20 protein-coding genes, 2 tRNA genes and 1 pseudogene are annotated in these 18,234 nt (G+C 64.7%); 8 read left to right on the forward strand and 15 right to left on the reverse strand.

What is annotated here, in order from left to right; all coding sequences use genetic code 11:
• From J7I79_RS06930 to J7I79_RS24915, 3 genes and pseudogenes are all read right to left on the reverse strand, one after another.
• Complete coding sequence (locus J7I79_RS06930; protein WP_214951692.1) at window positions 1-1,659, reverse strand: substrate-binding domain-containing protein; 1,659 nt, start codon at window positions 1,657-1,659, stop codon at window positions 1-3.
• A gap of 168 nt (window positions 1,660-1,827) precedes the next feature.
• Window positions 1,828-1,992: a hypothetical protein gene (locus J7I79_RS06935; RefSeq protein ID WP_214951694.1), complete on the reverse strand. Its 165-nt coding sequence runs from the start codon at window positions 1,990-1,992 to the stop codon at window positions 1,828-1,830.
• A gap of 439 nt (window positions 1,993-2,431) precedes the next feature.
• A pseudogene (locus J7I79_RS24915) lies at window positions 2,432-2,488 on the reverse strand (hypothetical protein); the annotation flags it as partial.
• On the opposite strand from J7I79_RS24915, the gene J7I79_RS24920 reads away from it, so the two are divergent.
• Both J7I79_RS24920 and J7I79_RS06945 read left to right on the forward strand, forming a co-directional pair.
• Window positions 2,483-2,707, forward strand: coding sequence for an SDR family oxidoreductase (locus J7I79_RS24920; RefSeq protein WP_396020176.1), 225 nt, complete (start codon window positions 2,483-2,485; stop codon window positions 2,705-2,707). The pseudogene J7I79_RS24915 and the gene J7I79_RS24920 sit on opposite strands and share 6 nt — an antisense overlap.
• Window positions 2,708-2,771: 64 nt before the next feature.
• On the forward strand, window positions 2,772-3,575 hold the full coding sequence (locus J7I79_RS06945) for a dioxygenase (protein WP_214951698.1): 804 nt from the start codon (window positions 2,772-2,774) through the stop codon (window positions 3,573-3,575).
• A 112-nt stretch (window positions 3,576-3,687) separates the two neighbouring features.
• On the opposite strand, the gene J7I79_RS06950 is transcribed toward J7I79_RS06945, so the two are convergent.
• The 3 genes from J7I79_RS06950 to J7I79_RS06960 form a co-directional block, all read right to left on the reverse strand.
• A tRNA-Thr gene (locus tag J7I79_RS06950) sits at window positions 3,688-3,801 on the reverse strand.
• Between the two features lie 140 nt (window positions 3,802-3,941).
• Window positions 3,942-4,862, reverse strand: a complete 921-nt coding sequence (locus J7I79_RS06955; protein ID WP_214951700.1) for a hypothetical protein — start codon at window positions 4,860-4,862, stop codon at window positions 3,942-3,944.
• A gap of 49 nt (window positions 4,863-4,911) precedes the next feature.
• Entirely contained in the window at window positions 4,912-5,658 is a 747-nt protein-coding gene (locus J7I79_RS06960; RefSeq protein ID WP_311380546.1) for an AbiV family abortive infection protein, read from the reverse strand.
• Window positions 5,659-5,748: 90 nt separating this feature from the next.
• Between J7I79_RS06960 and J7I79_RS06965 the strand changes: the two genes are divergently transcribed.
• Window positions 5,749-6,447 carry an HIRAN domain-containing protein gene (locus J7I79_RS06965; RefSeq protein WP_214951704.1) on the forward strand — a complete coding sequence of 233 codons (699 nt, stop codon included), beginning with the start codon at window positions 5,749-5,751 and terminating at the stop codon, window positions 6,445-6,447.
• A 60-nt stretch (window positions 6,448-6,507) separates the two neighbouring features.
• On the opposite strand, the gene J7I79_RS06970 is transcribed toward J7I79_RS06965, so the two are convergent.
• From J7I79_RS06970 to J7I79_RS06990, 5 genes are all read right to left on the reverse strand, one after another.
• Window positions 6,508-7,701 carry a phage major capsid protein gene (locus tag J7I79_RS06970; RefSeq protein ID WP_214951706.1) on the reverse strand — a complete coding sequence of 398 codons (1,194 nt, stop codon included), beginning with the start codon at window positions 7,699-7,701 and terminating at the stop codon, window positions 6,508-6,510.
• Window positions 7,698-8,093, reverse strand: a complete 396-nt coding sequence (locus tag J7I79_RS06975) for a hypothetical protein (protein ID WP_214951708.1) — start codon at window positions 8,091-8,093, stop codon at window positions 7,698-7,700. Before J7I79_RS06975 ends, J7I79_RS06970 begins: the two co-directional genes overlap by 4 nt.
• Before the next feature lie 17 nt (window positions 8,094-8,110).
• Entirely contained in the window at window positions 8,111-8,356 is a 246-nt protein-coding gene (locus J7I79_RS06980; RefSeq protein ID WP_214951710.1) for a hypothetical protein, read from the reverse strand.
• A gap of 703 nt (window positions 8,357-9,059) precedes the next feature.
• Window positions 9,060-9,830, reverse strand: a complete 771-nt coding sequence (locus tag J7I79_RS06985) for a hypothetical protein (RefSeq protein WP_214951712.1) — start codon at window positions 9,828-9,830, stop codon at window positions 9,060-9,062.
• A 115-nt stretch (window positions 9,831-9,945) separates the two neighbouring features.
• Window positions 9,946-10,116, reverse strand: a complete 171-nt coding sequence (locus tag J7I79_RS06990; RefSeq protein WP_214951713.1) for a helix-turn-helix domain-containing protein — start codon at window positions 10,114-10,116, stop codon at window positions 9,946-9,948.
• 138 nt (window positions 10,117-10,254) lie between these two features.
• Between J7I79_RS06990 and J7I79_RS06995 the strand changes: the two genes are divergently transcribed.
• Window positions 10,255-10,848 (forward strand): helix-turn-helix transcriptional regulator, encoded by a 594-nt coding sequence (locus tag J7I79_RS06995; protein WP_214951715.1) that lies wholly within the window; start codon window positions 10,255-10,257, stop codon window positions 10,846-10,848.
• Between the two features lies 1 nt (window position 10,849).
• Entirely contained in the window at window positions 10,850-12,103 is a 1,254-nt protein-coding gene (locus tag J7I79_RS07000) for a site-specific integrase (protein WP_214951717.1), read from the forward strand.
• A 94-nt stretch (window positions 12,104-12,197) separates the two neighbouring features.
• On the opposite strand, the gene J7I79_RS07005 is transcribed toward J7I79_RS07000, so the two are convergent.
• A tRNA-Lys gene (locus J7I79_RS07005) sits at window positions 12,198-12,270 on the reverse strand.
• 223 nt (window positions 12,271-12,493) lie between these two features.
• Between J7I79_RS07005 and J7I79_RS07010 the strand changes: the two genes are divergently transcribed.
• From J7I79_RS07010 to J7I79_RS07020, 3 genes are all read left to right on the forward strand, one after another.
• Window positions 12,494-13,153, forward strand: a complete 660-nt coding sequence (locus tag J7I79_RS07010; protein WP_104176160.1) for a hypothetical protein — start codon at window positions 12,494-12,496, stop codon at window positions 13,151-13,153.
• Between the two features lie 306 nt (window positions 13,154-13,459).
• The gene (locus J7I79_RS07015; RefSeq protein ID WP_214951719.1) at window positions 13,460-14,077 is read left to right on the forward strand and encodes a DUF47 domain-containing protein; all 618 of its coding nucleotides are present in this window, start codon (window positions 13,460-13,462) and stop codon (window positions 14,075-14,077) included.
• 1 nt (window position 14,078) lies between these two features.
• Entirely contained in the window at window positions 14,079-15,095 is a 1,017-nt protein-coding gene (locus J7I79_RS07020) for an inorganic phosphate transporter (protein ID WP_214951721.1), read from the forward strand.
• Between the two features lie 80 nt (window positions 15,096-15,175).
• Here J7I79_RS07020 and pstB read toward each other — a convergent pair whose 3' ends face one another.
• Genes pstB through pstC form a run of 3 tightly spaced genes read right to left on the reverse strand, consistent with a single transcriptional unit; the run spans window position 15,176 to window position 18,042 of the window.
• Window positions 15,176-15,955, reverse strand: coding sequence for a phosphate ABC transporter ATP-binding protein PstB (pstB, locus tag J7I79_RS07025; protein ID WP_214951723.1), 780 nt, complete (start codon window positions 15,953-15,955; stop codon window positions 15,176-15,178).
• A 45-nt stretch (window positions 15,956-16,000) separates the two neighbouring features.
• On the reverse strand, window positions 16,001-17,110 hold the full coding sequence (pstA, locus tag J7I79_RS07030) for a phosphate ABC transporter permease PstA (protein WP_214951725.1): 1,110 nt from the start codon (window positions 17,108-17,110) through the stop codon (window positions 16,001-16,003).
• Entirely contained in the window at window positions 17,110-18,042 is a 933-nt protein-coding gene (pstC, locus tag J7I79_RS07035) for a phosphate ABC transporter permease subunit PstC (protein WP_214951727.1), read from the reverse strand. The genes pstA and pstC overlap by 1 nt, the downstream gene beginning before the upstream one ends.
• Window positions 18,043-18,234: the final 192 nt, after the last annotated feature.

Raw genomic sequence — 18,234 nt, forward strand, 5'->3', positions numbered from 1 at the left:
CTATTGTGCTCGAGCCTGCAGCGCATCCACGAACACGCTCGGGATGTCCTGCGGATTCCTCGCCACATAGCTTGTGCCACCGGTGGCCTCGGAGATCTTCCGCAGGGTCTCTGCGTCCGCGTCTTCGGTAATGCCTATGCTGACAATCACCACGGGCTTTGCCGGGTCCTGTTCGCGCTGCAGAGCCTCCAGCAGCTCCTCGAGGCTCAGGGAATCAGGGTCTTCGTTGGCTCCGTCGGTGAACAGGATCACGCTGTTGACAGCCCGGGCATCGTAATTCGCCTTGACCGTCCGGTAGGCGGCCAGGGTCGAGTCATAGAGCCCCGTGGCGCCGCCTGTCCGCTTGTCCAGGCCGGAGATGTCCGCCACCAGGCGGTCCCGCTGCGTCACGCCGCCCACCAGCTGGTCCATTTTCCGGATGGGGTCGAGCTCCACGTAGTCCTGGCTGCCGCCGCCGAGGCCGATGGAAAACGCCCACATCCCCAGCGCAGCGGTGTTGGGAAACAGTTTGCTGCCCGCGATCGCCGCCTGTTGCGTGAGCTGCATGCGGGTCTGTCCACCCGCCTGGAAGTTCATGGAACCGGAAACGTCCATAACCACCAGCGACCTGAAGGGAATGGCCTGGAGGGACCAGCCTTTCAGCGTCCTCTGCACGGTTTCCGCGGAAGCGGGCTTGAGGGCGGCAACACTGCCCACGCCCTTCTGGTCCGCTGTGCGGCTGCCGTCCGCGGGCCGAAGGCCGTTGTCGGCGAGCGCCCTCTTTCCGTCCTCGGTTGCCATGGCGGAAGCCAGCGCCTGGGCGGCGTCAGCTGCGGCACCGCCGCGGGCCCGGCCGGCAGCGGTGAGGGCCACCGGATAATCCAGCGACACGGACCCGGTGTGCGGCATCGACGCTGAAAGCCGGGCCCCCGGAGCCGTCTGCGCGAAGGCCAGCCAGGCCTGCTCGGTGACGATGGCGAATCCCCCGCCGGAAGCCACGGCCTCGAGCTGGCTGGCATCGGTCAGCTTCTCTCCCGTGCGCTGGCTCTCGCTCTGGGCGAGCTGGGCGGTGGCGGCCTGAAGCGTTTTGGCTTCCGCACGGCCGGCCTCCACTTCGGAGAGGGCCCCCAGCAGCGCCACTTCCCCGCTGCCGGTCACCAGCGGATCGCTGAACCTGACGCCGGGAGCCTGCAGCGCGCTGAGCCAGGTGGCGAATCCGGGGACTTCCCCCTGGCGGCCGACAATAACGCCGGGCGTCGAGGCGAGGGACGGCACGGTGATCTCAGGCGCTGCGGCAGTCACGACGCGCTGCACCCGGACCGCCGAATCGGCCACCCACAAGTCCGGGGCATCCTTTCCCGCGGTCACCGCGGCAGCGAGCTCGGGCTGCGTCTGCGTTTCGATGGTGTACTTCACACAGGCGCCGGCGGGCACCTTAGCGGCCGCGCTTTGCAGGGCCGGGGCCATGGTGGCGTCGGCACCGACGCGGACTTCAGCGGGGACGTCACAGCGCGCGGCCGCCAGGGGTGACTGGCTGCCCGTGATCCAGATGACGGCAGCGGCGGCGACGGCGATGGCCACCGTCACGCCGACGATCATCAGTATCCGGGGCCAGAAGAACGGTGACTTGCGGGGGTATCGGCCGTGGCGCTGCGGGCCTGCTGCTCGGCGACCTGACATGGGCGCGGTACCTAACTGCTGGGGATTCTGGTGGGCGGTTGGTGTTTGCCGGCCACTACCCCACGCGTGCGGGAAGCCCCAAGATTGGCTGCAAAAACCCACTCAGTATACGTAAGTGAGTGTCCGGCATCACATCGGACCGCATTTCCCGCCCGGAGCATGGCAGCCTCAGGCTTTGGCGAGCCTGTCCAGCCATTCCCCGAGGAGAAGCGACTCCCCTGCCGTCAGCAGCCCGTCCGCCCCGGCGCCGGCCTCCCCCAAGGTGGCCTTCAGCGCGACAGCATGCCGTGCGGCGGCCGAACCGGAAACGTCGCCTGCTGCGGACCCTGGCACAGCGTCGGCAGTAATCGCGACCTGGCACTTCCCGGGTTTTTCCGGCAAGTGCCAGGTCGCGGCGGTCCGCCGGCAGCGCGATCAGGCTGAGAGTGATGCCGCAGCCGGCCGCGTGGATCATTCCCACCGCAGTGTCCACATCCACGGCGAGCCTTCCGGCCTGGGCGACGCGTTCCACCAGGCCCCGCAGGATGGCGAGGGCATCAGCTGCGGCCTGCGGGGCGGGCCCCGAGCCCGGTTGCCCGTACATCAGTGCGTACACAGCGGGATGGCCCAGCCCAAAACCGATATGCACATCCCAGCCACGCCGCAGGCCATCGACGGGGTCGGACTCCGGTGCCGCCGCGGTCTTCTCCGCAAGATATTCACTGAATCCGAAGCTGGCCACAGCCCCCAGCAATCCCTGCATGTCGCCAAAAATCCGGTAGATGGCGGGCGGCTGGACCCCGGCGGCGGCACTGACCGACCTGCTGGACAAGGCCTCCCGCCCCTGCACGGCCGCGACGTCACCGTAAATGCGGTGGCCCCGGGACCGACGGCCACAGCCCTGTTCCTCGACGGCAAGGACCAGGAAACCATCGACCGGCTCGCGCAGATGAACCCCCTGGAACGGCTGGGGACCCCGGACGATATCGCCGGGCTGATCGCATTCCTCGCGGGTCCGGGCCGCTGGATCAACGGTCAGACCATCTATGCCAACGGCGGCCTCGCTTAGTCGAGGCGAAATGAGTTCAAAATTATTGGTTGAAGATTCAACTAAAAGGTCCTAGAATGGAGTTATGACGCAGACACTTGACCGCCCGCCGGTACTCTTCCTCAGCCACGGCGCCCCTCCCCTGGCTGACGACGCCCGTTGGACCAGCGAGCTCAGCGCCTGGTCCGGCACATACGGCAGGCCCAAGGACATCCTGATGGTGTCCGCGCACTGGGAGAACGCGCCGGTGACGCTCAGCGCCACGTCGCGGAACCCCGGGCTGGTCTACGACTTCTGGGGCTTCCCGCAGAAGTACTACGACGTCACGTACAACGCACCCCAGGCGGTGGAACTCGCCGCCGAAGTGGAGAAACTCGTTTCCACCCACGGCCACCACGTGGAACGCGACGAGGAGCGCGGCCTGGACCACGGCGCCTACGTTCCGCTCGTGGAGATGTACCCGGAGGCCGATATTCCGGTGCTCCAGATGTCCATGCCCACCCTGGATCCGCAGGGCCTGTTCAACCTGGGCAAAACGCTGGCGCCGCTGCGGGACCGTGGCACGCTGATTGTGGGTTCCGGCTTCACCACGCACAACCTGCGCTGGTTCAACCCTGCCGGCGGACCGGACACTGCCCCGCCCTCCGCTTCGAGCGAATTTGACCACTGGGCTCAGGAAACAATGGAGGCCGGCGACGTCGATTCCATCCTCGACTTCCTGCACAAGGCGCCGGCGGCGCGTGAGGCGCATCCGCGCAGCGAGCACTGGGCGCCGCTTTACGTGGCATTGGGTGCCGCGTACCAATCCGGTGACCTGAATGCGAAGACGGCCATCGACGGCTTCTGGTTCGGCCTGTCCAAGCGCTCGTGGACGCTCACCGGCAGATAGCCCAGCCGCGAAGTGCGCGGGGAAGGGGCACGGAAACTAGTTCCGGGCAACAAAAAACCTCCGGCCTCCTGTTACCAGGAAGCCGGAGGTTTTCCACTCTTCGCTAAAAGAGTGGGCCCTGTGGGGATCGAACCCACGACCCACGGATACAATCAGGCAGCGTCGGCCCTGACATGTCCAGGACTCAATAGCCCGAAAATCCCGGAAATACGCGCCGTAAAGGCCCGTGCGCCGTCACCCAATTACTTGCCAAATCTTGCCCATTCTGGAACGCATGTCCCCAAAATGTACCCAACCGCGCTGGCTACTGCGGCCGTTCGATGGGGTGGCCCTGCGTAACCGAGAAGCCTCCCTCTTCGGTTCCACCTACGCCTGAGTCTCCTCTAAGGACTTCCAGTGAATTTCTGGCAACTTTTCATTCCTCCGCCTGGAGAGAAAGTACATGCGCTCAATAGGTTCCACGAACGCAGTCAGGTTTTCCTTCATGTCATCCGCGGTCCGGTGAACCCAAGCGCCTTTTTGTTGAGGCAGCGGCACCAAAGCGCTTCCTGCCAGGGAGATGTAGTGCAACTCGTGGGCTCCAGTATCGGCATCGGTCAGGCTCCGAATAGTGAATTGATGCTGTTCTGACTGTTCTCTTCGCTCCCGCGCCTCGAACGAATTTATCCAATCCCGAACACTCCTGCGCACCACGTATTCGCCATTCAGCGTGTGCCCCACGCCAAGCGGTATTACCTGTTCCGCCTCAGTCAACTGTTGAATGGATTCGTGGCTGGCAGAATCCACAGTGTGGTACTTGATGGGTTCGCTGCAGCGTAGCTTCGCGCTTCCGGGCCCATCGTTCTTCATCTGGAATTTCATCAGGTGCGTTAGTTCTCGGCTGTCGTCCCCAGGTTCCACGAAGACAACCGGAGTTCCGTTTTGGTCTAGTGCTTCGGCAGGATAAACGGACGCCGATTGCAGGAGTAGGCGGGGCATCTCGGCGTCAATCCTGGCCTTCACGCCTTCTGCCGCCATGTACATAGATTGCATGTGCTGACGTTGCGCGTAGTCCAACTGCTTTTGCGAATGCTCCAGGGCTTGGTAGGCCGCGTCGGCGCTTCGCTCGGCCTGCTCCGCTGCCTTCCGTGTGGCCCGTGTCTGCTTGAAAATGAAAACTATGGTGACAGCTGTGACAATGGCCGCAACCCCCGTAGCAATCGAGCTTATTGCCGTCCAGTCCCAATCTCCGGGTTCGAGTCGAGTTTCGGAGACGGCGCGGAACACAAAGTTCTGAGTTGAGACCATAGGGCAAGTATTTCAGCACTGGACACCAGCTTGGAGCCACCTCACACCCCTAAGACGTGGAAGCGTCCCCCGGCTCATGCAACTCCGGATGTGCGAGTAGCCCGAGTCGGAGGCTCAGCTGGTCGCCCGGGCGGTACTGGTCGAATTTTATGACAGCGCGGGACCAGTCCTCGAAATAGAGTAGATGAGCGGCTTGGGCCACCGCTCGCAATTCATCCTGAACCGCCGCGTGGGCAGCCACGTTCGAAGGCTGCCGCAGCACGCCGGCTTTCCAATCCACGTAAAAGCCAGCCTGCTTCAAGTCGTTGAGCTCGTCTGCGATTGCCGAGAATTCAGTGCCGTCGCCGTCGTCGTCGCGTGCCGGCCATTCACCTGTGAAGTCCTTCTTCAGCCAGGATCTGTACCGCTCCGACGTCTTGAGTTTCGGTGGATGCTTCCGAGCCAACTTCTCGAAGTCCACCGGGACTCTCACGAAGTCCGCCACACCGTCCCATGCCTCGTGGGCGGCCCGATAGACCCAGACGGCCTTTCCGAGCTCTTCGGAGGCCAAGACCACCAGTGAGAGCGCACGGCCGGCAGAGCCGCGGTCCAGTAACGACGCGGCATCTTCCAGCAAGCCGGCGACATTTTCCATGAGTGCCCGCCACCAGGCCAGCGAGTCCCCGGCCGACAACCGCGATGGAACGTCCCCCACGTGAATCCCCCTCAAGTTCTCTGTCCATAGTCTATAGACGGCGGCACACCCCCTTGCGCCCACGCGCGCGACCCCGGCCACCCCTGGGGGGAGACAGATCACTGCCGCCAACTTGCGTTATCCAGCCGTCGCCGCAAGATTCCGACGCCCCTTACCCCAGGGAGAGCGCGCCGGCCCGTTATAGTCAAGGCCATGGGGATGTGGGAGCGATTCAAATCGGCGTTCGTCAGCGAAAAGACTGTTGAGCAGGTAGACCGGGCGGCGCAGCCGACACCGATTCAGCCAGCGCGACCAGCGCCGCAGTGGCAACCGGAAGTCCACAAGGAATCCACCAGCTACAAGCAATCGGCGGCGACCGCCAAGTTCTACGAAGCGGAGCGAGAACGTGCCAAGGCCGCCGGGCAGACCGTGAAAGGGTACCGCGCCGGGTACATCTCGGCCGCCGACGCCAAGGCCCAGTTGGTCGCCGGACCGGACGGGTTGCCGCCTCTCAAACTGGTCACTTCCGACAACGGCCTCGACCTCGCCCTTCCTGACGGGAAGCTGATCGACTACAACACGCTGGCCCTGCGCCATTTCCAGATTTTCGCGTTCCGTGTCGTTGGCATGGGCTATTACGAGGACCCCGAGAGGCCTTTCAAGTTCCGGAACGGCCAGCGCGTCGCCGTGAAGCGTGAGGCAGACAATGAACACGATGCCAACGCGGTCGCGATTACTACCAGCCGGGCCGCAACCAAGATTGGATACGTCAACAAACAACGCGCAAAATGGGTCGCGGACCTGTTGGACAAAGGCGGAGAACTGGACGGCATCGTCATTCAGACCAAATCGTCCTCGCCGCGTGTCTTGCTGACAACGCCCGAGATGCTCGCACACCTTCGCCGCTCCTAACTCCTTGTTGTGGCGACGGCCGGAACCGTTATGGAAGGGGCCCCGGCCGTCACCACCGCACTATGCGGCCAGGTCCACCACGGCGAACGACGCCGGCCGCTTGACCGCCAGCCCGAACCGGCCCTCCACGCGCATGGTTACGAGGTTCTTGGTGAAGTTCTCCCCGGACCGGTCAAGGGAAAGCGTGGCATCTTCCCGAACCACGATTTCGGCCTGGTTCCAGTCCGCCAGCAGCGCAGTACCCGCGGCCACGGCGTTGGACGGAATCCGCGGAACGGACCAAATGTTCGTGGCACTCTCCGCCGACGGGTCACCGAGCAGGAACGCACCCGTTGCGCCGTCCGCGCGGAGCAGGTCCAGCGCCTCAAGGTCCGCCGGATTCAACACCAGCGCGTTAGGAGTGACCCCGGTAGCCTGCAACTGAGTAAGGCCCTTACGGATCGACGTCAGCCGGTCCGTCACAAACGCCTGCGAGATAATCCCGGACGTGGCAAGTATGCCGGTCAGGTTCTCGTCCTCCCCGTCGCCGTTCACCACCTGATCCTGCAACGCGTCCAGGATGCCGGCCTCCATCTCGGAGCGCAGGAATTCCTCAAGCGCCGCGTGATCCGCGAAGTAGCGCTCGGGGACAGCTTCAGAAAGATGCGCGATCACTCGCACTCTGTCGTCAATCTCGGCAATGCTGAACACCGAAGTTGGCTTGAGGGCCCCGTCCGCGACCGGTGCCGCGTTGTTCGTCCGGACCGTCTGCCGCAGGAACGAGAACGAGTTGCCCACGCCGAACCCGCCGCCCATCGGCTTGACCGGGATCAGTTCCAGCAGGGAACGCGGCGTCGTGGACAGCGCGACCACGTCAGTTTCCAGCGGCGACGGCACCCCGATAGTGCCGGTAACGAGCGCTTTCTGCCCGCCGGCCTCAGAAATGAGGGCCCCGGCAACACGCGCGGCCGCCGCCTTGGACCACCGGGAGCCGGCTCCTTTCCGGCGGCCGTCGAAACCGCCGACCGCGGCAGGTTCGCCCACTTCCGCCGCCAGCGTCTTGGCGTGCTCCAGGACCGACTCGTCAGCTTTCGCGGACTTGAGGGAATCGAGCGCGCCGCGTGCCGCCGTCATGTGCGCGTCGTAGGCTGTCTTTTCGTTGGCTGTCAGGTCACGGCCCGCGGCCGCCGCTTTCTCGGCAATGCCCCGCGCGGCCTGCGCTTCCGCCGCCGCTTTGGCCCGCCACATTTCACTACGGCTGGAATTGAATGTCATTGTCCCGGCCCTTTCTGGTTGTCTGGTTTGCCCGCCGTGGCCACCCGGTACGCCTCAAGGTCCGCGTCCGCGAACTTCCGGAGGATCCGGTCGTACCGGTCTTTCAGCCGCCGTTCGTCCCGTGTCATATCCCGGTCTTCTTTCCAGGTCCGCCGGATGAGGGCCGAGAGCGCTTCGCGCGCTTTCGCTTCTTCCGGAGCTTGGTAAGGGTCGCCGTGCTCGTGACGGTAGACGGCCGCCAGGTAGCGTTCGGACGCTCCGGCGGTTGACGGTCCGGGTCCGCGGGAGGTTACTCGACCGCCGGCCGTATCGTCATGTTTCGTTGGGTCCGGCGGATCACCAGCCGGGACGCCGGCCGGGATAGCCGCGGCCTGGTCTTCTGAGGTTAACATCGGTTCCCGGTCTTCCATCACTTCCCGGCCCCCGGATTCTGCACAAACGCGTGAGTGTACTTGTTGAGGATGCCCTCCTCGTGGCCGGGAGCAAGCCCCAGCAGCAGGGCACCGGCCAGGCCGCACGCGGCGCGCGCGAGCTGCAACGGGTCCTCCGTTTCCGTCAGCATGATTTTTGCCGCCGCGTCCCCCTCATTCCGGATAATTAGCCGGACAATGGCGATGGCCTCAAGGTTGGCTGTCTGTTCCGCGTTGGTTGTCATCGTTTGGTCCTTTCGTTGTTCCTCAGTTGCCGCCCACTTCCCGGCCTCATAGCCGGCCCGCCCGTTTCGTCAGGGCCGGAGTGCCCGGACTCCCCGCCCCGTCCTGCCCGACACCACGCGGCCGCGGCTTGCGCGGGGCCGCCCCCGATTCCACGGCGTCACACGCCTCGTGGATTGGTCAGCCAACACGCGGGCTCGCTCCACCGTGAGCCACTGCAGCAACTTGCCCGGAAACCAGGCCGGCCCGACCTTGAGCGCCACACCGTCCTCGACGGTCCCCGTCCTCGCGTCAGTCCAGACGAAGGCCATTGCATGGATGAACCCGCGCTCCGACGCCGGCCGCTTGGAACACAGCCGCCGCGTCTCGTCAGTCCTCATGCCGTGCCCCCGCCCCGAAGGCCCGCCAGGCCCGGTCCCAGGACGTGACACAGTTGGGTCAGAACCCGCAGTTGACCCGGTTGTGCCACTACCCGCCGGCATCCCCGCCCGGACCGCTCCGCCGCGCCTCATCGTGTCGCCGTCCAAGTTGCCCGGCCGTCCGGGAGCCGTCCGGCGCGGAGATGAGTCTTGCACCGCCGGCAAGGCACTGCGCGGCCGGCCGCGTCCGGCAACCAGCCGTCCCGGCAGTTGTGCGCCGCCGGTTCCGGTTCGGCCGGCAGCCAGGGCAACCCAAGATCCTGCCGGCGGTCCGCGTCATCGTTGCTCATGAGGCCACCGCCCCGACGTGGGCAAGGCAAACCTGCCCATACGTGCGCCGCAAATAGTCAGTGACCACCCCGCCGCAACCGGCAACGGAGCAGCCGCCCGGATCAGCCGCCGGCAGATCAGCAGCAACGGGCCCAGGCAGCGCCGCGGCCTCCGGCCCGGCAGAGCAAGCCGAGCAACCAGCGGAGCAGCCCAAACAATGTCCGGCCACAGTGCCGCTGGTCCAGTCGTCCAACTCCTGCCCGCACCCGTGACAGAAAACAGATTCCATAGACGACGGCCCACGAATATTAGACGACTCCGGCAAAGCCCCAGCTTCTTCTTCTTGTAAAGGCTGTCCTTGTCCTTGTCCTTGTCCTATGTCGTCACGTGATTCCGTCACGTGACCGTCACGTGACTCCTTCACGTGATGACCAGGAGAGGAAGCGGCCCTTTTGTCCCGGTCGCGTTTAGCCTTCTGCCGGTCCGCGTCTTGACGCTTCCGAGCGTCGAGCCCGTCCAGCTGCTCCTTGCTCGTTTGAGTGGCCCCGAAGTCCAGAATGAGCCAGCCGGCCCCAGCCGGAGCCCAGAGCTCGACCTCAACCAGCCGGCCCGCGTGATCGGGCACAAAATCCGGAATAATCGCCAAATCTTTAGCCGGCACATCGCCGTCCGTGCGGTTGAGTACCGCCCACATAAGAGCCTGAGAATAGCTCCGGTACTCGCCGTCGGACAGCCGGCGGAATCGCCGGTCGCTGAGCCAGCGGTCCGGGAAACGCGCGTCGGTCATGGCGTCACCGACGGCGCAGCGCGACAAGCCCGCCACCCTGCCCCTTCCAAGCGGCGGCCCTGCAACAGTTCCCGCGGTTCAAGGCCTGCCAGGACTTCCGCCGGGACTTCGCATTTCACGGGGCACCGACCATATGTTCGTTTTCATAAGCCTCAACGTCCATGAGGCGATACCGGACAGCGCCACCAATCTTCACGTACGCGGGCCCTTTGCCTTCATAGCGCCACTGCCCAAGAGTCCGCGCCGGCACCTGCCACCGCTCCGCCAGATCAGCCGGCGTCAACATCCCCCAGCCCTTCTTTCGATCTGCATCAGCTATTTCCTCCGTTGTGTTGAGAAGTGCAACACCACGATGTAACTACGCAGAACCGTCTAGAAACAACAGGTTGTTGAAAGAAACAACACCAGCGCGTAGCCTGACACCATGACCAAACGAAAGACCACCGAAACCCAGGACCCCCGCCTTCCGTGGGAGGCCACCTTCGCCAAATCCCTGGCCCGCGCCCGGCAGGCCGCCTCCATGTCACAAAACGAACTAGCCCGCCGCGCCACAGAATCAGGTCTGCCGCTTTTCCAGCAGCAAATCCAGCGGATCGAAAACCTAACCCGTCCGGTCAGCCTCAACGAGGCTGTGGTACTTGCCCGCGTACTGCACGGGGACCCGTGGGACATGGCAGCCCAAATGGTTGACGACGCCACCGCGTGGGAGCTCCTGAACGCGGCCCACCAAGCGGCCGAGGAGGCCGCACTTCGCACAATTCGCGCCCTCCGCGACGAGTACTTCCGCTTCAACGCAGCGGTGCACGAAGCGGCCAACCGGTTCGATCAGTTCGACAAATACAGGCAAGAACGGGGACCCGAAAAGTTCAACCAAGAGGACTTGGAAGCCTTCCGATCACGCCACAGCCGCCTGGCGGCAACCGATAGCGTTCTCGCCGACGCACTAGAACAACTCACGAACCCTTTTGATGATGAGCCCCGGCTTGTGAGCCTCCCCGCAGACGCCCAGGACGCATGACATGGCACGCGCATGGATTCAGGACGAGTGGCTCGACGCCAACCGGCAGCCCACCGCCAGAAACGGCACAGGCAGCAGGTGGAGAGTGTACTGGTGGGAGGAAACGCAGACAGGACGCCGCCGCCGCTCTAAGAGGTTTCAGCGGAAACCCGACGCGCAGCAGTACGCCGCCAAACTCGACAACGACCTCAGGGCCGGCACCTACAGGCCACCGGAGCACGCCGAAACCCTCCTCGCTGACGTCGCCGCGGAATGGCTCAGCACGCGACTGGACATCAAACCGGCCACATACCTCCACTACGAAAGGAGCCTCCGCGCCTACGTTCTCCCACAATGGGGATCCCGGAGAATTGGCACCATCACGAAACCGGACGTCGCCGCGTGGATCAGCGCCCTTGCGGCCGGAACCGCGCTGGCATCCGGCAAGGTCCGCGGCAGTAAGCCGGCCAGGTTCGAGCCGGCACCAATGCGGGGACCACTCAAACCCTCAAGCATCGGCCACATTCACACCGTCTTATCCGCCGTCCTCGCGTGGGCCGTCGAAACGGACCGGATCAGCCGAAACCCCGCCGCCGGTGCCCGGCTCCCCCGCGTCGCCGCGCCGGAACAGGTCTATCTCAGCCACGGCCAGGTGGAGGACCTCGCAGTAGCCGCCCAGGACCTAACCGGCCGCAGCATGGACGGCACTCTCGTCCGGTTCCTTGCCTACACAGGCCTTCGGATCAACGAGGCCCTAGCGCTGAAAGTCTCAGCCCTCGACCTCATGAGGGCCCGCGCGGCCGTCAACGCCACGTGGACACTCGACAGGGCCGGCAAAAAGGTACTGGGAACGCCCAAGTCACACGAGAAGCGCGCCGTGCCGCTAGGATTCCTCGTCACCGAGCTACAGGAGCTCACCGCCGGCCAGGCGCAGGACGCCTACGTCTTCCAGACGCCCACCGGAGAGGCCCTCAACGACCACAACTGGCGGAACCGCGTGTTCAACCTCGCGGCCCGAGACGCCGACCTCGACGGCCTAGGAGTAACCCCCCACAAGCTCCGCCACACAGCAGCAAGCGCCGCGATAGGGTCCGGGGCCGACGTCAAAGTCGTTCAGCTCATGTTGGGACACAAGGACGCCACGGAAACCCTCAACACCTACGGACATTTGTGGCCGGACCGGCTGGATGAAGTCTCCGCATCCCTCGAAGCGGCCAGGAGGACGGCCCTTGCCGCCCGCAGCCATGTCTCCATAATGTCTCCACGGTCCGCCTGACAGCAGAGCCGGGACCGTCTGGAACGGCGCGCAAAAAACCCCCGATCCCCTGCAATTGCAAGGAATCGGGGGTATCCACTCTTCGCTAAAAGAGTGGGCCCTGTGGGGATCGAACCCACGACCCACGGATTAAAAGTCCGATGCTCTACCAACTGAGCTAAAGGCCCCAGCTGACGGCCGTGATTACGGGCGGCGAACGCACGCAGTCGGGCTGTCAGCCCAGTCCATTTCTGGACGTTAAATACTGTACCCCACACCGGGGGCCAGCTTTTACACGACGGCGCGTGGCGCCGTCGTGCATTCATGATGGTGCCGCGGCTGCCTGCATTACTCCTTAAGCCGGCCGCCGGCAAGCTCGATAACAGAACAGCACAGGAGTAGCGTGGGGGCATGAGCGAGCAAGCAGGGTCCAAGGCCTACGGCGGCGCAAACCGGCATCACAAGCCGAAACCTTTTGCGCCCATCGACTTTGAGCCGTTCGCGGGCGGCGCAGACCCTGCACGGGTGTCCGAGGCAGCGCACTTGGCCGCCCAGGCGCTGGTCCGCCACGGCCGCGACAGCGACGATCCCAAGGTCACCAAGCGCCTGGTCAAGCTTGCGGACGAACAGGGCCTGGAAGCCATCGCTGAAATGTGGGCCGAAAGCCCCGCACGCTCCCTGCCCGGCGCCCTCTGGCGCCTGTACGCCCTGCGTGCGGCCACCATCCAGGACCCCGAACGCATCTCCGTCTACTTCAAGGCAGGCAAGGACACGGCGCAGGTATCCAATGTGGTTGCCGGCGCTGCCGAACCGCCGGGGGCGGACGAAATGAAGACGATGGCGGACGCCATCCTCTCCGGCGCGTTCGACGGCGAGTTCGACGTCGCGCTGGAACGTTCGGCTGCTTTTTGCCGGGTGGTGGCCCTGGGCCAGGCCACTTTGGCTGACGGCGCCGACCACAGCAACGAGAACCACGCGAGCAAACTGACGCGCAACTCCCACCTCCTGGTGAAAACCGCCGAGGACCTGGAGCACGCGGCTAACGCATGGCGGCTGGGCGAACTGGACTGACAAGGCCCCGCGGCAGTGGCAGCTTCGCAAGTCCACCACTGTTACGCACGGAGGGGGCCGGCTGTCAATGTTGACTTGGTCCAGCCAAAGTAGAAAACTGAAACTGGTGCCGAACCGCGAAACCCCCGGGCTTCAACATCTAGCCGCCTAGAGCGGCCTACCGCCGAGAGGCGTATCCGGTTCGGCACCACTTTTATGCCCGGATGCATCTGCCGGTAAAGTAGGGCCCATGTGCGGGTCAACGTCAAGTCACATGGCCCAAAGGCCACATTCCATGCCTTCGCCTTCCCAAGCCGGAACCCGAAGGTGAAGCTCCGACTCTTCCCGCAGGAGCCCGCAGGGCTGCACCTGCTCTCGCAGATGGCACGCCAGATTGTCCTCGCCACCGGGACATTGGCTGAAATCCTCGGCGTCCCGGCCACGGAGCACAACCGCCTCGTTGAAGACATGCACGATCACGAGGCCAAGTCCGCTGAGCTGCAGTTCGCGCTGCTGACGCACATGCGCACAAGCTTTGTGAATCCCCTGCCGCGCGAGGACATGTACGCGCTGTCCCGGTACCTCAACGAAGCCATGGAGAAGCTCGACGCCGCCGCGGAGCTGGTGGCCCTGTACAAGCTCGAACGATTCCCCAAGCGTGCCGCGGACCAGCTGGAGATCATCGCCCGGCAGGCGGAACTCACGGTGGACGCCATGCGCAGGCTGAACAACCTGGACGATCTTGAGGACTACTGGATCGAGATCGCGCGGCTCGCCAAGCGCGCGGAACGCACGCACCGGGTGTGGGTGGCGGACATGCTCAAGGACATGAAGGGCGCCCAGTATGCCCGGAACCGGGACATTGCCAACCAGCTGGTGGAGGTCACCAAGGATATGCGGCGCATTGCCACCCAGGTAGGCAGCATCATCGTCAAGGAATCCTGACGTGACCCTGTTCTTCTTCGCCGTAGTTGTGGTGGTGACTGCGGCGTTCACCTTCCTGAACGGCTTCAGGGACGCCTCAACATCCGTCGCCCTGGCCGTGCGGACCCGGGCGCTCACACCCACCGTGGCTGTCCTGCTGGCGGCCCTTTTCAACTTCGTGGGCGCATCGCTCAGCGCGGCCCTAGCGCTGCAGGTCAGCAGAAGCTGGATCTCGCTGCCGGACGGCGAAAACGGCCTGACCATCCTGGTTGCAGGCCTGCTCAGCGCCGTCCTGTGGGGCATCTACACGTGGTGGCGGGGCATTCCGTCCTCGTCCACGCACGCCCTGGTGGGCGGCCTGGCCGGCGCCGGGCTGGCCAGTGTGCTGGTGGGCGGAAACTACGTCGGCGGCGTCAACAACTCCCTGCTGTTCCAGGTGGCGCTGCCGCTGCTGCTGTCCCCCGTGATCGCGTTCGTGGGCGCTTACCTGCTGGTGTGGCCTGCCACTTGGGCTGCACGGTACACGCCGCCCAACGTGGTGAACAGCCGCTCGCGCCGGACCCAGGCCATCGCCGCCGGAGCGGTGGCCTTCGGCCACGGCCTGCAGGACGGCCAGCGGACCAGCGCGGTGCTGCTCCTGGCTCTTTTCGCCTCGGGACTGTCCGACGGCGCCGCCATGCCGGCGTGGGTGGCCCTGCTGACGGCCACGATGCTGACCGCCGGAACCCTGGCCGGGGGCTGGCGGATTTCCTACACCATCGGCTACAAACTCACCCGGATCGATCCCCTGCGCGGCTTCGTGGCGCAGATGTACAGCTCTGTGATCCTGCTGCTGGGCGCGATCGGGCTGCACTGGCCCGTGTCCACCACGCACACGGTCACGGCGGCCGTGCTGGGCGCCGGCAGCAACCAGGGCTTCCCGGTGACCAACCGCAGGCTGGTGATCAGGATCCTGGCCTTCTGGCTCTTCACGCCGGTGGTCACGGCGGCAGCGGCCTTCGTGCTGGAACTGTCGCTCTCGCCCCTTACGGACCTTTAACGCAGCATCGGTTGCTCCGCAGGTGCCGTTTTGAGGTGTCAAAACGGCAGTTACGGAGCAACCGATTGAGGAAAAGCCCCTTATCCGAAGCGGCCGGAGACGTAGTCTTCCGTGGCCTTCTGGGTGGGGTTACTGAAGATGGTGTGCGTCTCGCCCACCTCGATCAGCTTGCCCGGCTTGCCGGTGCCGGCGATGTTGAAGAACGCGGTGCGGTCCGAGACGCGCGCTGCCTGCTGCATGTTGTGGGTGACGATGACCACCGTGTATTGGTCCTTGAGGTCGTTGATGAGGTCCTCAATTGCCAAGGTGGAGATGGGGTCCAGTGCCGAGCAGGGCTCGTCCATCAGGATGACCTGCGGCTCCACGGCGATGGCGCGCGCAATGCACAGGCGCTGCTGCTGGCCGCCGGAGAGTCCGGAGCCCGGCTTGGCAAGGCGGTCCTTCACTTCGTTCCACAGGTTGGCGCCTTGCAGGGAGCGTTCCACGAGGGCATCGGCCTCGCCCTTGGACATCTTCTGGTTGTTCAGCTTCACGCCGGCCAGCACGTTATCCCGGATGGACATGGTGGGGAACGGGTTGGGGCGCTGGAACACCATGCCGATCTGCGAGCGCACGGTCACGGGATCCACGCCGGCGCCGTAGAGGTTGTCCCCGTCCAGCAGCACTTCGCCTTCCACCCGGGCGCCCGGAATCACTTCGTGCATACGGTTCAGCGTGCGCAGGAAGGTGGACTTTCCGCAACCGGACGGGCCGATGAACGCCGTGACGGACTTGGCCTCGATGTTGATGTTGACGTCCTCAACGGCCAGGAACTTGCCGTAGTAGACGTTCAAATCCTTGACGTCGATTCGCTTAGACATGGTATTCCTTCACTTACTGGATACGTATTGAATATTACCGGCGGACTAGCGGCCGGTCTTGGGTGCGAACATCCTGGCAATCAGCCGTGCGCCGAGGTTCAGCAGCATGACCAGGATGATCAGCACCAGCGCGGCACCCCAGGCCCGCTGCGAGGACGGATCCGGGTTGGACGGCGAGGTGGGGTTCAGGATTTGGGTGTAGATGAACGTGGGCAGCGAGGCCATCCAGCCACTGAAGACATTGCTGTTGATGTTGGTGGCGAAGCCTGCGGTCACCAGGATCGGAGCAGTTTCGCCGATCACGCGGGCAATCGCCAGGGTGACGCCGGACGCGATGCCGGAGATCGCCGTCGGGATGACCACTTTGAGGATGGTCCGCCATTTGCGGACGCCGAGGGCGTACGCTGCCTCGCGAAGTTCATTGGGGACGATCTTGAGCATTTCCTCGCTGGAGCGCACCACCACCGGGATCATCAGGACGGAAAGCGCGACGGCGGCCACGGCCCCCGTTTTGGTACCCGGCCCCACCACCGCGAAGAAGAACGCGGCGGCGAACAGGCCGGCGACGATCGACGGAATGCCCGTCATGACGTCCACAAAGAACGTGATGGCCCGGGCCAGCGGGCGGTCCTCGCCGTACTCCACCAGGTAGACCGCGGTCAGCAGACCTACCGGAACGGAGATGGCCGTGGCCAGCAGGGTGATCTGGATGGTGCCCAGGAGGGCATGGTAGATGCCGCCAATAACGGGCGCACCCTCTTCAACACTCTTGTTGTCGAAGGCGCCGGTGACGCCGTTCATGGAGGTGGTGAGGAAGCCAGGGTCCAGGAGCCCGGGGAGCCCGTTGACCAGGACGGTCCAGATCACCGAGATCAGCGGCAGCAGGGCCACAAGGAAGGACCCGACCACCAGGCACGTGGCCAGTTTGTCCTTGGCCTTGCGGCCCCCCTCTGCAGCGGCGCTCCAGCCCACGAGGCCGACCGTAAACAGGATGGCGGAGACGATGCCCCAGCCGAAGGCGTTGAAGCCGATAAGGGCCAGGATGGCGGCGCCGATGATCAGTGCCAGGCCCAGGACGACGTACGGGGCGTATTTGGGCAGCTGGCCCTTGGTGAGCGCGGAACGCTTGCGGACCGGCGTGAGGGTGGAGGTCATTAGTTGGCTCCCGAGAATTCTTTGTGCCGGCTGATGATCCAGCGGGCAATCATGTTGACGCCCAGGGTGATGACGAACAGGACCAGGCCTGCCGCGATCAGCGTGCTCACCTTCAGGCCGCTGGCCTCCGGGAAGTTCAGGGCGATTTCAGCGGCGATGGTCTGGTTGCCGGACTGGATCAGGCTGGCGGTGAGGGCCCCGGAGGACAGCACCAGCGCCACGGCCATGGTTTCGCCGAGGGCGCGGCCCAGGCCAAGCATCACGGCGCTCACGATGCCCGGGCGGCCGAACGGGAGGACCGCCATCTTGATCATTTCCCAGCGGGTGGCGCCCAGCGCCAGGGCGGCTTCCTCGTGCAGCTTGGGGGTCTGCAGGAAGATTTCGCGGCTCAGGGACGTGATGATCGGAAGGACCATCACGGACAGCACGATCCCGGCGGTGAGGATGGTCTTGCCCGTGGCGGACGCGGGTCCCTGGAAAATGGGCAACCAGCCCATGTTCGCGGCCAGCCATTCGTAGGCCGGGGAGATTTCCTTGGCCAGGAACGCGGCACCCCAGGCGCCGTAGACCACCGACGGAATGGCGGCCAGGAGGTCGATCACGTAGCCCAGGCCGGAAGCGAGGCCGCGCGGCGCGAAGTGCGAGATGAAGAGCGCGACGCCGATGGCCACGGGCGTGGCGATGACCAGGGCAATAACGGCCGCGATCAGCGTGCCCACGACGATCGGCCAGATGTAGGCGAAGAAGCCTTCGCCGCCCTGGATCTTGTCCGGGGAGGCCACCAGGGCCGGGATCGCCTGAATTACCAGGAACAGGGCAACACCAAAAAGCACGGCAAGGATCAGGCACCCAGCGGCCAGGGCGGCCCCGGAAAAGACTTTGTCTCCGGCGGGCCCTGTGCCCCGGGACTGTGTCAGGGAGGTGGTGGTCACAAACGATCCTTTGGGTTCGAATAGAACCGACTGCCGTGTCCGGACCGATCCGGTAGCAGCAGCGGTGAAACTGGTTTTACTTCGGACAAACACCTAGGTTCCCTGCCCCGGACGGCGGTCTGTGACCGTCCCGTCCGGGACAGGGAACCTGGCTCAGGCTCGTGTTTCCACTATGCCTTGCTGTTCGGCGAA

It is taken from the genome of Arthrobacter sp. ISL-69 (assembly GCF_018613775.1).
Lineage (GTDB): Bacteria > Actinomycetota > Actinomycetes > Actinomycetales > Micrococcaceae > Arthrobacter.

Coding starts and splice junctions, on each gene's coding strand:
- J7I79_RS06975 (WP_214951708.1), bottom strand. CDS start 8,093: ATGTTAACCTCAGAAGACCAGGCCGCGGCTATCCCGGCCGGCGTCCCG.
- J7I79_RS06985 (WP_214951712.1), bottom strand. CDS start 9,830: ATGACCGACGCGCGTTTCCCGGACCGCTGGCTCAGCGACCGGCGATTC.
- J7I79_RS07010 (WP_104176160.1), top strand. CDS start 12,494: ATGAGCGAGCAAGCAGGGTCCAAGGCCTACGGCGGCGCAAACCGGCAT.
- pstB (WP_214951723.1), bottom strand. CDS start 15,955: ATGTCTAAGCGAATCGACGTCAAGGATTTGAACGTCTACTACGGCAAG.
- J7I79_RS06980 (WP_214951710.1), bottom strand. CDS start 8,356: ATGACAACCAACGCGGAACAGACAGCCAACCTTGAGGCCATCGCCATT.
- J7I79_RS06990 (WP_214951713.1), bottom strand. CDS start 10,116: ATGTTGACGCCGGCTGATCTGGCGGAGCGGTGGCAGGTGCCGGCGCGG.
- J7I79_RS06945 (WP_214951698.1), top strand. CDS start 2,772: ATGACGCAGACACTTGACCGCCCGCCGGTACTCTTCCTCAGCCACGGC.
- J7I79_RS06970 (WP_214951706.1), bottom strand. CDS start 7,701: ATGACATTCAATTCCAGCCGTAGTGAAATGTGGCGGGCCAAAGCGGCG.
- J7I79_RS07000 (WP_214951717.1), top strand. CDS start 10,850: ATGGCACGCGCATGGATTCAGGACGAGTGGCTCGACGCCAACCGGCAG.
- J7I79_RS06995 (WP_214951715.1), top strand. CDS start 10,255: ATGACCAAACGAAAGACCACCGAAACCCAGGACCCCCGCCTTCCGTGG.
- J7I79_RS06955 (WP_214951700.1), bottom strand. CDS start 4,862: ATGGTCTCAACTCAGAACTTTGTGTTCCGCGCCGTCTCCGAAACTCGA.
- pstA (WP_214951725.1), bottom strand. CDS start 17,110: ATGACCTCCACCCTCACGCCGGTCCGCAAGCGTTCCGCGCTCACCAAG.
- J7I79_RS06930 (WP_214951692.1), bottom strand. CDS start 1,659: ATGTCAGGTCGCCGAGCAGCAGGCCCGCAGCGCCACGGCCGATACCCC.
- J7I79_RS06965 (WP_214951704.1), top strand. CDS start 5,749: ATGGGGATGTGGGAGCGATTCAAATCGGCGTTCGTCAGCGAAAAGACT.